This is a genomic window from Streptomyces sp. NBC_01622, from assembly GCF_045209635.1.
Taxonomy (GTDB): Bacteria; Actinomycetota; Actinomycetes; order Streptomycetales; family Streptomycetaceae; genus Streptomyces.
The window spans coordinates 10,332,434-10,346,321 of record NZ_CP109293.1; the positions used below are offsets into that span (position 1 = coordinate 10,332,434).

Consider the following 13,888-nt stretch of genomic DNA (forward strand, 5'->3'; position numbering starts at 1 on the left):
GTACGAAGGAGCAGTTCGGTGCCGCAGCAGCAGCGACCGTAGCGCCTGGTCGAGCGGATGGAACACCATCAGGTCGCGATCTACCTCGCGGCGATGGCCGTAGGCGCGCTGCTCGGCCGAGTCGCCCCCGCGGGGGGCCCGGGACTGGAGCACGCCATCAACCCGGTGCTCGGGGCGCTGCTGTTCGTCACCTTCCTCCAGGTCCCGGCCGCCGAACTGGTCCGCTTGTTGCGCGACGGCCGGTTCCTGTCGGCGGCGCTGGTGGTGAACTTCGTGGTGGTGCCGCTGGTGGTCGCCGCGATGTTCGCGTTCCTGCCCGCCGACCAGGCCGTACGGCTCGGGGTTCTGCTGGTGCTGCTGTGTCCGTGCGTGGACTACGTCGTCGTCTTCTCCGGGCTGGCCGGCGGCAGCAGCCGTCGCTTGCTGGCCGCCACCCCGGTTCTGCTCGTCGCGCAGATGTTGCTGCTGCCTGGGTTCCTGTACCTCTTCATGGGTTCGGAGCTGGCCGACATCGTCGAGGCCGGGCCGTTCCTTCAGGCGTTCCTGATCCTGATCATCATCTCGCTGGCACTGGCCTGGGCCCTGCAGGCATGGGCGGCGCGCTGTCCGACCGGGCAGAAGGTCTCCGACGCGGCGACCACCGCGATGGTGCCGCTGATGGCCGCGACCTTGCTGGTCGTGGTCGCCTCCCAGGTCCCCAAGCTCGGCGACAGCCTCGCCGACGTAGCGTCGGTCATTCCCTTCTACGTCGTCTTCCTGCTGGTTATGGCGTTCGCCGGCAAGGCGGTGGCCCGCGTCTTCCGCCTCGGAACCCCGGCCGGCCGCGCGATCGTCTTCACCGGCGCCACCCGCAACTCCCTCGTCGTCCTGCCGCTCGCCCTCGCCCTCGTCCTGCCCGACGACCTGGCCGTCGCCGCCGTCGTCGTGGTCACCCAGACCCTGGTGGAGGTCGTGGGGATGGTCACCTACGTCCGCCTGGTGCCCCGGCTGGTCCCCGAACGGACCGGGCAGCCGGACGAGTTGCCCGCCCCCTCTCGCAAGTGATTGGGCGGTGAGCCGTGCAACTGGTGCCGGCCACGAGCAGGCGTGCCTGGCGGGCTTCGTCCTGCCGGAGGCCGACGCACCCACCTTATTTGCGCATTGACGCAACAAGGGGCACACTCTTGGGGTCGGGTCCTGTGCGTGCGCTGAGCGTGGCCAGGGCACAGTCACATCACGGATCGGAGGCAGCCATGGGTGCCGACCCTCCTAGTCCGCGCTGCCTCCTGGGTACTCGCTGACTTTCGTACACCTGGGCCGTCGGCCCTGGTTCTCCCGCGCCAGTCGCGGCCCCCGTCCCGATGAGGCGGCAGTCGACCCGCAGGCGCACACCCCTTCCTTACCTGTCTTTCCCATGCTGCGTGGGTGAGCCCTGCCCTGCCGTCGGCGCGTCCGCCGCGGCCAGGTCATGGCGGCGTGCCCAGAGTGTGGGCGGAGGTCTCCCGTGATGTCGTTCCGTACGGACACCAAAACCCCTGAGACGTTGCCGACGGCGACGCGCCCGCCCCTGGTCGCGCGGCTGCCGGGGCATCTGTCGCAGTTCTCCTGGGTGGACGCGGCGGTCGCCGCAGCAGTCCTGGTCCTTCTCTACGTCGTGCTGCGTGTAGGCCACGGGACCACCGTCGCCTTCAGCACCCACCAGAACGTCCACATCGACACCGACCCGGCCAGGCTCCCCTACGACGCGGCCCGCTCCCTGCTGCGCATGTTCGCTGCGCTCGCCCTGTCGATCGTGTTCACCTTCGTCTACGCCTATGCCGCGGCCAAGAGCAGAAGGCTGGAGCGGATCCTGATCCCGGCGCTGGACATCCTCCAGTCCGTCCCCGTGCTGGGCTTCCTGACCGTGGCGGTGACCGGGTTCATCGCCCTGTTCCCCGGCTCGATGCTCGGGCTGGAGTTCGCGTCGATCTTCGCGATCTTCACCTCGCAAGCGTGGAACATGACGTTCGGCTTCTACTACTCCCTCACCTCCCTCCCGCGCGAACTCGACGAGCTGTCACGGTCGTTTGGCTTCACGCGGTGGATGCGGTTCTGGAAGGTGGAGGTGCCGGCCGGGATGATCGGCCTGGTCTGGAACGGCATGATGAGCTTCGGCGGCGGCTGGTTCTTCCTGGTCGCCTCGGAGGCCATCAGCGTCAACAACCAGCAGTACGCCCTGCCCGGCGTCGGCTCCTACGCAGGCGCCGCCATCACCGACGGCGACCTGGGCAAGGTCGGCTGGGCCATCCTCACCATGGCGGTCATGGTCATCGGCGTGAACTTCCTGTTCTGGCGCCCGTTGACGGCCTGGGCGGAGAAGTTCAAGAACGAGCAGTCCGAGGCGAGCGAGGTACAGCGCTCCGTCGTCCTCGACTTCCTGCGCCGCTCGCACTGGCCGCAACTCCTCGGCCGGGCGCTGCGCCCGGTGGGTCGGGGTCTGAGCGCGGCGGGCCGCGTCCTGGGCCGCGACGACCGCCCGTTGACGGTGGACGCCACGCGCCGTCGTACCGGCGACATCGTCTTCGCCCTCGTCGCGGGCGGGTTGATCCTGTGGGGCCTGGCCGACCTCGGCCGCTTTCTCTACGACCGCACCGGCCTCGGTGTGTTCGGTGAACCGCTGCTGCTCGGACTGGCCACCCTCGCAAGGGTGTTGGTGCTGGTCGCGTTGGCCACGGTGATCTGGGTACCGATCGGAGTGAAGATCGGCTTCTCGCCCCGGCTGACCCGCATCGCCCAGCCTGTCGTACAGGTCCTCGCGTCCTTCCCCGCCAACTTCCTCTTCCCGCTTGCCGTGTGGTTCTTCCTGCGGACCGGCCTGTCCATCAACGTCGGCGGCACGCTGCTGATGGCCCTGGGCGCCCAGTGGTACATCCTCTTCAACTCCATCGCCGGCGCCATGGCCATCCCCTCCGACCTGCGCGAGGCCATGGACGACCTGGGCGTCACCGGGTGGCAGCGCTGGGAGCGGCTGATCATCCCGGGGATCTTCCCCTCGTACGTCACCGGCGGGATCACCGCCTCCGGCGGCGCCTGGAACGCGTCGATCGTCTCCGAGGTCGTCACCTTCGGCGGTGCGACGCTCACGGCCACCGGCCTGGGCGCGTACATCGCGAAGGCCACCGAGAGCGGCGACTACCCGCACCTGATCGCCGGAGTCGCCGTGATGAGCGTCTACGTCGTCGCCCTGAACCGGCTGCTGTGGCGCCGCCTGTACCGGCTGGCCGAGGCCCGCTACTCCCTCTGAACTTCCCTCTTCCTGAACGTATTTGGAGCACGTCATGGTGCTGAACAACCTGCGCGCCGACCGGGCCGCCCGGGCCAGCCTCGCCCACCTCACCGCCGAGCGGTCCCGTCCTGCCGACGGCGAACTGCTCCTGGAGGCAGTCGGGTTGACCAAGTCCTACGCCGGCGCCGACGGCGAACTGCCCGTCCTGTCCGGCATCGACCTCCAGGTCCGCGCCGGTGAAGTCGTCGCCCTGCTCGGCAAGTCGGGCTCGGGCAAGTCGACGCTGCTGCGCTGCCTGGCCGGTCTGCTGCCGGTCAGCTCCGGCACCGTCACCTACAAGAACACCCCGCTCACCGGCGCCAACCCCGGCACCGCGATGGTCTTCCAGACCTTCGCCCTGCTGCCCTGGCTGACCGTGCAGCAGAACGTCGAACTCGGCCTGGAAGCCAAGGGAGTTCCCGCCGCCGAGCGCGCGGACGCCGCCCGGCACGCCATTGACCTGATCGGTCTGGACGGCTTCGAGTCGGCGTACCCGAAGGAGCTGTCCGGCGGAATGCGTCAACGCGTCGGCTTCGCACGGGCGTTGGTGGTCGAGCCGGACGTGCTGATGATGGACGAGCCGTTCTCCGCCCTCGACGTCCTGACCGCCGAGAACCTGCGCGGCGAGCTGATGGAGCTGTGGGAGTCGGGGCAGTTCCCCACCCGCGCCATCGTGCTGGTCACCCACAACATCGAGGAAGCCGTACTGATGGCAGACCGGATCGTCGTCCTCGGCGCCCGCCCCTATGGCACGATCCGCGAGGTCTTCGAGGTCGGTCTAGACCGGCCGCGCGACCGCAACTCGGCGGCCTTCGAGGATCTGATCGACCGCGTCTACCGCACCATGACCGGACGGCACAAGGAGGGCCGCACCCCCGGGCGGGCAGAGCCGATCGAACTGGAGAAGCGCACCGCGGCCAACACCCCGCTGCCCACCGCGAGCGTGGACGGGCTGTCCGGCCTCGCGGAGATGATCGCCCACAGCGGCGGACGGGTCGACCTGGCGGACCTGGCCGACGACCTCGGCCTGGAGATCGACGACATCCTGCCCCTCGTCGACGCCCTCGACCTCCTCGGCTTCGCCGCCGTGCACGGCGACGACCTGCTGCTGACCGACACCGGCACCGAGTTCGCCGGCGCCGACGTACAGAAGTCCAAGAGCATCTTCGCCCAGGCGGCACTCAACGCGCCGCTGGTGAAGCTGATCACCAGCAGCCTGCGCCAGAACCCCGACGGCACCCTGCGCGCCGGCTTCTTCCGCGACGTCCTGGCCCACCACTTCACCAGCGAACAGGTCACCCGCCAGCTGGAGACGGCAACCGACTGGGGCCGCTACGCCGAGCTGTACTCCTACGACGCCGAGCCGCAGGAGTACCGCCTCGACGAGAACGACACCGCACGGTCTGTACGGAAGGGGTAGACCGATGAACACGCCGCACTTCGCCACCGGCCTTGGCGCCGGGTTGTCCTCAGGCGCGCTCATCGGCATCGAGCGGCAGTGGCGCCAGCGGATGGCCGGTCTGCGCACCCACACGCTCGTCGCGACCGGCTCGGCGCTCTTCGTGCTGCTGTCCAGCTCCTTCGGTACCGGCGACCCCAGCCGCGTGGCCGCCCAGGTGGTCTCCGGCATCGGCTTCCTGGGCGCCGGCGTCATCATGCGTGACGGAGTGAACGTCTCCGGTATCAACACCGCGGCCACGCTGTGGTGTTCGGCCGCTGTGGGTTCACTTGCCGGGGCCGGACTGCCCGGCTACGCACTCGCCGGGGCGGCCGCGATCGTCGCCGTCAACACCGCCGTACGTGGGCTCGCCCAGCGCCTGGACCGCCAGCCCGGCTCAGGCGACGAGGTGCCGACCCCGTACTGCGTGGAGGCCGTGGTGTCGGCCCGCGACGAGGCCCACGTCCGCACCCTGCTCGTGCAGTCCCTGGCCGGTTCCGACAGCCGCCTGCACGCGGTCGCCTCCACCGGCGACGGGGACGACGGCCAGGTCCTGATACGTGCCGAGATCACCTCCGCCGGCGCCGACAGCACGCCGGTGGAGAGCGCGGTCGCCCGCATCAGCATGGAACCGGCCGTCGTCTCCGCCCTGTGGCGGCAAACGGCCGTATGACGACAGGGAGTTCAGTGCTCGACGACCGGACGGCGCCGGGTCCGTGCCCCGGCCGGGCGTTCCTGTGCGACGGCCGCGGGCACCTCGTCCGCCTCCACCGCGTCCTCCGGAGCTCCGGCGGCGTCACCCGCCAGCACCGCGCTCTCCAGCAGAGCCCGAACCTGCCGCCCGGCGGCTCGGTAGTAGATCCGCGTGCCTTCCCGCCGCGAGGTGACCAGCCCGGCCGCGCGCAGCCTCGCCAAGTGTTGGGAGGTGGCCGCGACGTGCGCGCCGATCAGCTCCGCCAGTCGGCTGACCGGCAGTTCCTGCTCGCTCAGCGCCCACAGCAGCCGGTACCTGGACGGGTCGGCCGCGGCCTTCAGTACGGCCACCGCCTGCTCGGCCGCACCCGCGTCCCAGGCTCCTCCTTGCGTATCCATGCAACTATGGTACCGGCGGCACGCGCCATCGGGCCGCGCCTGCCGCGAGGGGTCGGAGGACAGCCATGACGGCTGAGAGCACTTCGCAACAGCCCGTCCCTGTGGTCGACTGCGCCCTGTACGAGTACGGCCGCCGTCGGCCAGGACACCTGCCGCTCGACGAGGCGCTGAGCGCCGCCCGCACCACTCCCGGCGGGTTCGTCTGGATCGGTCTGCACGCGCCGGACGCCGACCAACTCCAGGTGGTGGCACGCGGCTTCGGCCTGCACCCCCTCGCCGTCGAGGACGCCCTGGAAGCCCACCAGCGCCCCAAGCTGGAGCGCTACGACGACACTCTCTTCCTCGTCCTGCGCACCGCCGTCTACCTCGAACACGACGTACTGACCCCCACCACCGACATCGTCGGCACCGGCGAGATCATGGCCTTCGCCGGCCGCGACTTCATCGTCGTCGTCCGCCACGACCCCGCCCAGCACCTCGGTCCTGTGCGCCGCCGTCTGTAGGGCGACCCCGAGCGCCTCGCCCACGGACCCGTCGCCGTCCTGCACGCGATCGCGGACACGGTCGTCGACCAATACCTCGATGTCGTCACCGCCCTGGAGACCGACGCCGAGCAGGTCGAGAACGACGCCTTCTCCCCGGCCGTCGGACACGACATCGGCCGCGTCTACCAGCTCAAACGCGAACTCCTCGAACTCCGGCGCACCGTCGCCCCGCTGGCCCAGCCTCTGCGCGACCTGGCCGAACGCCGCGTCCCCGGTGTGGACCGGGAAATGGCCGCCTATTTCCGCGACGTCGCCGACCACCTCGCCCAGGCCGCCGAACGTGTCGGCGTCCTGACCGAACTCGTCGACAACGCCCTGTCCATGGCCCTCGCCCAGACCAGCGTCCAGCAGAACCACGACACGCGCCGCATCAGTGCCGCCGCCGCGCTCATCGCCGTACCGGTCGCTGTGGCCGGTGTGTACGGCATGAACTTCGACCACATGCCGGAACTGCGCCAGCACTTCGGCTACCCGGCGATGCTGATCTCCACCGCGGTCCTCGTCACCGTCGTCTACCTGGTCTTCCGCCGTAAGCACTGGCTCTGACGCCCGTCTTACCGCTGTTTGGCACACTGTCCGGATCCGAACCCGTTGGATGGAGAAGAAACACGTATGTCGATGGTCGGCAACCTGCGCAAAGTCGCGGACCTGGCGCGACGCAGCCGACGCCGGGTGGACCTCAGCCACCCGGCCCGCTCGCCGCTCGGCTCGACGGTGGTCAACTGCGTCGTCTACCGCGATGGCATCCGCCGGCCCGGCACTGGCAAGGAGTCGGTCGCCGAGACCGTTCGGTACGCCCGCAAGCACCGGGGCGCCCTCGTATGGCTGGGCCTGCACGAACCCGGCGAGGAGGAGTTCGCCGGGGTCGCCGAGTTGTTCGGCCTGCACCCGCTCGCTGTCGAGGATGCCGTCCAGGCCCACCAGCGACCCAAGGTCGAGCAGTACGACGACGTCCTGTTCGCCGTCTTCAAGACGGTGACGTACGTCGAGCACGCCGAACTGACCGCGACCAGCGAGGTGGTGAACACCGGCGAGATCATGGTCTTCACCGGCCCCGACTTCGTCGTCACCGTCCGCCACGGCCGCCACGGCTCCCTCGGCCCCCTGCGAGAGGACCTCGAAGCCGACCAGCACCAGTTGGCCAAGGGGCCTTCCGCCGTCCTGCATGCGATCGCCGACCATGTCGTCGACGACTACGTCACGGTCGCCGACGCCGTCCAGAACGACATCGACCAGGTCGAGACCGACGTCTTCTCCCCGGACACTGCCCGAAACGCCGACGCCGGCCGCATCTACCAGCTCAAGCGCGAACTCCTGGAACTGAAGCGGGCCGTGGTGCCCCTCGAACGCCCTCTCGACCGGCTCGCCACCGAGCCCAGGAGCTGCATCGACAAGGAGATACAGGCGTACTTCCGGGACGTCGCCGACCACCTCACCCGCGTCACCGAACAGATCACAGCCTTCGACGCCCTCCTCGACTCCATCCTCCAGGCCCACCTCGCGCAGGTCGCCATCGCCAGAACGACGACGCCCACAAGATCACCGCCTGGGCGGCGATCATCGCCGTCCCCACCATGGTGTGCGGCGTCTACGGCATGAACTTCGACCACATGCCCGAACTGCGCTGGCGCTTCGGCTACCCCCTAGTCCTCGGCGTCATCGCCACCGCCTGCCTCCTCCTCCACCGAGGCTTCAAACGCAACGGCTGGCTGTAGCCCACGACCACCGGACTACTGGGCCACAGAGACCCATCACAATCCATGATTTCCTGAATTCAGGATTCCGTGTACTGTCGTGGTGTGCTGACTGTTGCCTCCGAGATCGAAGTCCTGGCCCGGTTCGGGCGTGCGCTCGCCGACCCGACCCGCTGCCGCGTCCTGCTCGCCCTGCGCACGGCCCCGGCCTACCCCGCAGACCTCGCCGAAGCACTCGGGGTCTCCCGCACCCGGCTGTCCAACCACCTTGCCTGCCTGCGCGACTGCGGCCTGGTCGTCACCGTGCCCGACGGTCGCCGTACCCGCTACGAACTCGCCGACGAGCGACTCGGTCACGCGCTCGACGACCTGCGCACCGCTGTGGTCGCTGTCGAGACCGACCGTACGTGCGTCGAGGCCGACGAAAAGGGGTGCTGCTGATGACCGCGGTATCCCTCGGCCCCGCCCCGGCCCGCCGGGACGCGCTCGCCCACCGGATACGCCTGCTGGTCGCCGCGACCATCACGTACAACGTCATCGAGGCGGTCGTCGCGATCACCGCGGGGACGATCGCTTCCTCCACCGCGCTGGTCGGCTTCGGCCTGGACTCCGTGGTCGAGGTCTCCTCCGCCGCCGCGGTCGCCTGGCAGTTCTCCGCCCGCGAGCACGCCGTACGCGAAGCGCGCGAGAAGACCACCCTGCGCATCATCGCCCTCTCCTTCTTCGCCCTCGCCGCCTACGTCACCGCCGACGCCGTACGCTCACTGACCAGCACCGGAGAGGCGGAGCGCTCAATCCCCGGCATCGCGCTCGCCGCGCTCTCCCTCGCGGTGATGCCGTTCCTGTCCGCCGCCCAACGCCGCGCGGGCCGCGAACTCGGCTCGGCCAGCGCGGTAGCCGACTCCAAGCAGACCCTGCTCTGCACCTACCTCTCGGCCGTACTCCTGGTCGGCCTCGTCCTCAACGCCACCCTCGGCTGGTCCTGGGCCGACCCGATCGCCGCCCTCGTCATCGCCGCCGTCGCCGTCAAGGAAGGACGCGACGCCTGGCAGGGCAAGGGCTGTTGCTCGCCTTCAGTTGCGCCCGCCGCCGATGCCGAGGCAGGCGGCGCATGCGGCTGCCGGCCCGGCTGCGACTGTTGCTGAGTGTCTCTGGACGCCAAGTGGGTCGGCCGTCGAGAGGCGAGCTGATGCAGACGGCTCGTCTGAAGCCGATCTCATTTTGTGGGACGTATGTGGGATCAAGCAACCCGTGGGACTTCTGGGGCAGCAGCGCGTCCCAGTGGCTCGGGCGTAGCCTCTCACACCATCTTCACGCGCTCGAAGGCGATCGTGGAAACAATTGCACCCCTCCCCGGCGTTGTCGATCTTCGAGCCGAGGAGGGGTAGGTGTCGGGCCTGAAGCTGTTCCACACGACGAATGGTGGCGTGACGGAGGTCGTGCCGCGACTTGCCGATGCCGAGGCGGATGTGCAAAGTCTCGTCGAGGCCAACATGGAAGCACTGCTTGGAGTCCGCATCCTGGCGACCGAGTACAACACCGGTCCGGTCCACGGCGGCCGGATCGACTCGCTGGGGATCGACGAGAACGGGGCACCGGTGGTCGTGGAATTCAAGCGCGGCACCGACGCGGGGGTGATCCATCAAGGTCTCTTCTATCTGAGCTGGCTGATGGACCACCGAAGCGAATACCAGCACCTGGTCCGTGACCGGCTCGGGGTCACGGCCGCAGCCCAGGTGCTGTGGAGCGCGCCCAGGCTGATCTGCGTGGCCGGCGACTTCACCCGCTACGACGTGCACGCCGTACGTGAGCACCGGCGCTCGATAGACCTGGTGCGCTACCGGTACTTCGGCAGCGATCACTTCGGCCTTGAGACGGTGGCCTCGGTCACGGGGCACTCGGCTGAGGCCAAGCGGGTCCGCCGCCGCGTGGCCGGGGCGTCGTCGGTTCGGCACCAGGGCGGTGCGATGGCCGAGCTGGCTGCCGCGGTCGACGAGGTACTCGTCGGCCTCGGGGACGGCGTCGCCCGGGTGCAGCGTAAGCAGTACCGGGCCTATCAGCGGCTGCGGAACTTCGCCTGTCTCATCCCGCCCCAGCAGACCAAGGTGCTGGTCTACCTGAAGGCGGATCCGACGGAAGTGGATCTGGCGCCCGGCTTTACCCGGGACGTGACAGGGCTCGGCCACCATGGCACGGGAGACCTGGAGGTTCAGCTGCGCACGGAGCGGGACCTGCAGCGCGCCCAGGACCTGTTCCGGCTGAGCTACGCCGCGGCGTGAAAGGGCAATGGCCGCCATGGCCATGTGCACTTCCCCGGTGAAGTTGTGGTTTGTCGTGATGCTGCCTTTCGACGTGGCAGCCAGGTCGTGGCGGTGGAGTTACAAGTATTCGGTGGATCCCCGGTTTCGGTAGCCGGGGATCCACCGCTATATTGCCGCCCTCTCAGAACTCGGCGTACTCACGCAGGGCTGCGAGGAACGCCGTTGTGTCGGCGAGCGCGGGTCCAAGGCCCTTGCGGATTCGGGTGCTCTGCTGGATCACGAACGCTCGCTGCTCGTCGGGAAGATGGTCCAGCACGGTTCGGTGCGGACCGCGGCGAGGCGGCTGCGGGAGCCTGCCCAGCACCGGCATCCCGTGGCGAGCCAGTTCCATGTCCACCGTGGCGTCGAAAGAATCCGGGTCGAGCTGATCGTGTGCGCACCGAAGGAGCAGGCCGGTCAGGGGGACATCGGCGAAGGGGATTCTCGCCAGGCGTTGGTGAAGCCAGGCGACTGCGGACTCAGCAGGAGTAAGCGCGATGCTGCGGCGCTGAAGTTCCCCGGCGTGCACCGTGGTGCTCTGGGTCGTTCTCGGAAAGTGTCCGTCGGCGACGATGAGGTGATCATCGGCCAGAGGGGAGAATGCCAGTAGGGGCAAATCCACCCAATGGCGTTTGACCATGATGATGTGGTCGAATGCCGCGCGCGCACGAGTGATGTCGGCTTCGAGGTCGCCGTGCACGTAGTTGGCCTCGCCCTTGAACATGGTGCCGGCGCCGCCGGTCAATCGTGCGCGTTGCCACGCGGCTGTCGCATTTCTGTCCTGATTCCGGTTGCTGTCCACCCTGAGTACCAGCGTATTCAGGCCGTGGTGAGCCCAGGCAGCGGCGAGCTGCTCAGCGGTGTCCAGCGGGCCGTCTCCCCAGGGATCGATCAGCTGGAGGACGTGCCCAGTACGGCCATCACCGCCGGCGTCTGCCGAGGGGAAACGTTCGCTGAGGAACGTCGCAAGGACGTGAGCACGGGCGCGGCCCGGGCGCCGGGCGGGGCGGGCGTCCTCGCCGTACACCGTTTCGACGGTGAGACTGCCCGAATCGAAGGTCTGGACGCATTGCCGCTGGCTGCAGAGGTGTCCGTCGAGGTCCGCTGTCAGTCCTGGTCCAGCTACCGACTCCGCGAGTGCCGTGGCTACGTTGTCATCGTGCAGACGGGCGTGCTGCGTCAGGCATCGCTGCACTGTCCACATCAGGCCCGATCCGTGCGGCTCGCTGGTGAACGTCACCTTGCTGCCGGTGGCCATCGACTCCCACAGATACAGGCGGCGCAGCAGCGCACTGGCCAGGCGGGGGCGCACGGCGTGCGGGTCGACGGGCTTGGCCGCCTTGCTCCTCGTTTGCGTGGTGCGGCTGCGGCGCCATGGCCGAGGCATTGGATCGTGCGGGGTGTCTTTGGTCCACAACGGAACGTCCTGACGGCCCTCTACCGCTTCGCGGTGCGCCTCCAGCGCGGCGGCGAGATCGCAGCCCTGGGGGCCCAGAAGGGTCACGCGTCCGGCTCCGGTCATGCCCAGGAGTAGCTCGATACCCCGGCGACCGGTGAAGGCCCGCAGGTCCAGGACGCCGTGCCGGGACTTGCGCCTGTCCCGGTAGGGAAGCAGGGGCAGCAGCGAGGCGAGAGGCTGAGCCGATTCCAGTCGTAGCACCAGGTGGTCGGCGTAGGGGGCGACTTCACTGATACCCAAGGGGTGGTGGCCTTGTCCCTCGCCGAGGGCTTGCAGCAGGTGGGATTCCAGTCGTGCCTGGTCGTCGGCCTTGGCGACAGGCAGCGGCTCGGACCAGTCCCGAAGTTCGCCCAGGCGGCGCCGTGTTGCGGCCAGCGACTCGCCGGTGTGCTGGCGTCGGACATCGACGATGTACTGCTCGATGAGCATCACGCTCTCCTTGTTTTCTGCCCCGACCCGGCAGAAGGCGCGTGAAGATCAAAATCTGAGGCTGTGTGCGTGCAGTACGCCAGGAGGTGTTGTCCGTTGGCGTCAGGGTCGGTTCGTGGCGCCCGGAACTGGCCGCCTCGTACAGCCAGATAGGAAGAACGGAACCGTACCGGCCGCTGCTCATGCAAGCTCGGAGTGCGAGATGAAGGAATGTCGCCCCGAAGGGATTACGTCTGGTCGACTCGAACGGCGGGACGGGGCGGAGCAGGCCGCTGACTGGGTCATGCGGTTGGCCGAGTGCGGCTCCGCTCCGTGGACCGGCGGAGTCGGCGGGGTGACTGAAGACTGCTGATCCCTAGGGTGCTCCCAGGTCGCAGAAGCCGGCGAGGACGCTCGGGGACAGGCCACTGGTGAATCCCGCGCGGGGCATGCGGCGGACGATGGCCTGCCAGAGTTCGGGCGCAAGGCTGGAGGGAGGTTGTTCCACCGTGGCCCGGAGGTCGAGTACGGCCGTCTTGTCGGCGTCTTGGAGGACGAACTGCTGGTCGCTGCCGTAGTTCTCGTCGGTGTCTCCGCGGAACCTCTTGAGGTGGAGCGGTAGTCCGCACAAGGGGTCCACCAGGGCCGCCACGATGTTGTGCGGCCCCGGTCCCTGCTCGCGGGCATGAGAGGACTGCAGGACCATCCGTGCCACGTCGAAGACTGCGCTGCGATGGCCGTCGGCCATGAAGGTGTTGGCGACGGTGTGGAAGAGAGCAGCGCGCCGGAGCAGACCGCTGCCCAACCAGGCCCCGCGCCGTGTCACCTGTACGTAGTGGTCGTTGGCGTCTTCCCAATGAGCGCGGTGCGCCTGCTCCGTCGACGTCCATGTGTGTGGCGAGGACCGCCAGCACAACTGCATGCTGTCCGGATCGATCCACTGGGAGAGCGCTCGTGCTTCGGCTGCGTGCCAGACGGTGGCCGGGAGCCCGGTCAGCCGCAGGCGGGCCGGCTCTCCCAGGATCTGTAGTTCGATCGCGGTCCGGTTCCGGCGTGTGATGCGCAGGCCGGGGACGCCGTGGACTTCGTGATCGGAGACGTACGACGGCAGGAGGTTGAAGAGGATTTCAGCCGCTCGTTCTTCGCTCTCCACACCGAGGGCGATGCTGGCCGGCTCGGGGCGGACCGCGGTGATCCCCAGGGGGTAGCGGGTGTAGACGTTGCGGAACTCCAGGAGTGCGACGAACACGCGGGCCTCAAGGAGTTGTTGGGCCGATGACGCCGCTGGCGGAATCGGGGATTCACCGGCTTGTAGTGCATCGATTGACCGGCGGGCCTGTTGGACGCTCTCGCCGGTGTAGTGGCGTCGGAGCAGGGCGACGTCTTGGTGCAGTGCGCTCATGGGTCTCCTGCACGTCTCGGCCCAGGACGTACCGAATCGAGATCCAGTGGGATGCGCGCAGGTTCGATGGAATGGATGACCGGTTCACCCGAGCCTGGAGATCAGGGCCGAATCGTTCTCCGGGGAGCGGTGGTCGAGCCGCGGTTGCATCGTAGATGACGCGCGAGTTTCCGGCGCTGTGTGGGCACGTTGCTGGGCAGCGATCACCTGGAAGGAGGACGGGGGCGAACACTTGGGCCTACGCCCTGTTGGATCTTCTGCCAGGGG

Annotated in this window: 10 protein-coding genes and 2 pseudogenes; 9 read left to right on the plus strand and 3 right to left on the minus strand. The window is 68.7% G+C overall.

The genetic code is table 11. The annotated features are described in order from the left end of the window. The first annotated feature begins 57 nt into the window (after nt 1–57). The 4 genes from OH768_RS47630 to OH768_RS47645 all read left to right on the plus strand — a co-directional run bounded on the left by OH768_RS47630 (nt 58) and on the right by OH768_RS47645 (nt 5,394). Nucleotides 58–1,044: a bile acid:sodium symporter gene (locus tag OH768_RS47630; RefSeq protein ID WP_406463287.1), complete on the plus strand. Its 987-nt coding sequence runs from the start codon at nt 58–60 to the stop codon at nt 1,042–1,044. A gap of 442 nt (nt 1,045–1,486) precedes the next feature. Next, a complete protein-coding gene (locus OH768_RS47635; RefSeq protein ID WP_406463288.1) occupies nt 1,487–3,262 on the plus strand; it encodes an ABC transporter permease in 1,776 nt (591 codons plus the stop codon). A 34-nt stretch (nt 3,263–3,296) separates the two neighbouring features. Further along, on the plus strand, nt 3,297–4,703 hold the full coding sequence (locus OH768_RS47640) for a nitrate/sulfonate/bicarbonate ABC transporter ATP-binding protein (RefSeq protein WP_406463290.1): 1,407 nt from the start codon (nt 3,297–3,299) through the stop codon (nt 4,701–4,703). A 4-nt stretch (nt 4,704–4,707) separates the two neighbouring features. Further along, a complete protein-coding gene (locus OH768_RS47645) occupies nt 4,708–5,394 on the plus strand; it encodes an MgtC/SapB family protein (protein WP_406463292.1) in 687 nt (228 codons plus the stop codon). 11 nt (nt 5,395–5,405) lie between these two features. Here the strand turns inward: OH768_RS47645 and OH768_RS47650 are convergent, their stop codons facing one another. Further along, nucleotides 5,406–5,813 carry an ArsR/SmtB family transcription factor gene (locus tag OH768_RS47650; protein WP_406463294.1) on the minus strand — a complete coding sequence of 136 codons (408 nt, stop codon included), beginning with the start codon at nt 5,811–5,813 and terminating at the stop codon, nt 5,406–5,408. A 65-nt stretch (nt 5,814–5,878) separates the two neighbouring features. On the opposite strand from OH768_RS47650, the pseudogene OH768_RS47655 reads away from it, so the two are divergent. The 5 genes and pseudogenes from OH768_RS47655 (at nt 5,879) to OH768_RS47675 (ending at nt 10,331) form a co-directional block, all read left to right on the plus strand. Beyond that, nucleotides 5,879–6,904, plus strand: a pseudogene (locus OH768_RS47655) (magnesium and cobalt transport protein CorA). 66 nt (nt 6,905–6,970) lie between these two features. Then, nucleotides 6,971–8,073: pseudogene (locus OH768_RS47660) on the plus strand (magnesium and cobalt transport protein CorA). 84 nt (nt 8,074–8,157) lie between these two features. Next, nucleotides 8,158–8,493, plus strand: coding sequence for an ArsR/SmtB family transcription factor (locus OH768_RS47665; RefSeq protein ID WP_406463296.1), 336 nt, complete (start codon nt 8,158–8,160; stop codon nt 8,491–8,493). Continuing rightward, nucleotides 8,493–9,197 carry a cation transporter gene (locus OH768_RS47670; RefSeq protein ID WP_406463298.1) on the plus strand — a complete coding sequence of 235 codons (705 nt, stop codon included), beginning with the start codon at nt 8,493–8,495 and terminating at the stop codon, nt 9,195–9,197. Before OH768_RS47665 ends, OH768_RS47670 begins: the two co-directional genes overlap by 1 nt. A gap of 243 nt (nt 9,198–9,440) precedes the next feature. Further along, nucleotides 9,441–10,331, plus strand: a complete 891-nt coding sequence (locus OH768_RS47675; RefSeq protein WP_406463299.1) for a transporter — start codon at nt 9,441–9,443, stop codon at nt 10,329–10,331. A gap of 163 nt (nt 10,332–10,494) precedes the next feature. Here the strand turns inward: OH768_RS47675 and OH768_RS47680 are convergent, their stop codons facing one another. After that, entirely contained in the window at nt 10,495–12,240 is a 1,746-nt protein-coding gene (locus tag OH768_RS47680) for a hypothetical protein (protein ID WP_406463301.1), read from the minus strand. Nucleotides 12,241–12,595: 355 nt separating this feature from the next. Beyond that, nucleotides 12,596–13,621: a hypothetical protein gene (locus tag OH768_RS47685; RefSeq protein ID WP_406463302.1), complete on the minus strand. Its 1,026-nt coding sequence runs from the start codon at nt 13,619–13,621 to the stop codon at nt 12,596–12,598. Between the last annotated feature and the right edge of the window lie 267 nt (nt 13,622–13,888).

What these genes read in the sequence shown, in the direction of transcription:
- OH768_RS47630 (WP_406463287.1), top strand. Translation starts at nt 58, where the DNA reads ATGGAACACCATCAGGTCGCGATCTACCTCGCGGCGATGGCCGTAGGC.
- OH768_RS47635 (WP_406463288.1), top strand. Translation starts at nt 1,487, where the DNA reads ATGTCGTTCCGTACGGACACCAAAACCCCTGAGACGTTGCCGACGGCG.
- OH768_RS47640 (WP_406463290.1), top strand. Translation starts at nt 3,297, where the DNA reads ATGGTGCTGAACAACCTGCGCGCCGACCGGGCCGCCCGGGCCAGCCTC.
- OH768_RS47645 (WP_406463292.1), top strand. Translation starts at nt 4,708, where the DNA reads ATGAACACGCCGCACTTCGCCACCGGCCTTGGCGCCGGGTTGTCCTCA.
- OH768_RS47650 (WP_406463294.1), bottom strand. Translation starts at nt 5,813, where the DNA reads ATGGATACGCAAGGAGGAGCCTGGGACGCGGGTGCGGCCGAGCAGGCG.
- OH768_RS47670 (WP_406463298.1), top strand. Translation starts at nt 8,493, where the DNA reads ATGACCGCGGTATCCCTCGGCCCCGCCCCGGCCCGCCGGGACGCGCTC.
- OH768_RS47680 (WP_406463301.1), bottom strand. Translation starts at nt 12,240, where the DNA reads ATGCTCATCGAGCAGTACATCGTCGATGTCCGACGCCAGCACACCGGC.
- OH768_RS47685 (WP_406463302.1), bottom strand. Translation starts at nt 13,621, where the DNA reads ATGAGCGCACTGCACCAAGACGTCGCCCTGCTCCGACGCCACTACACC.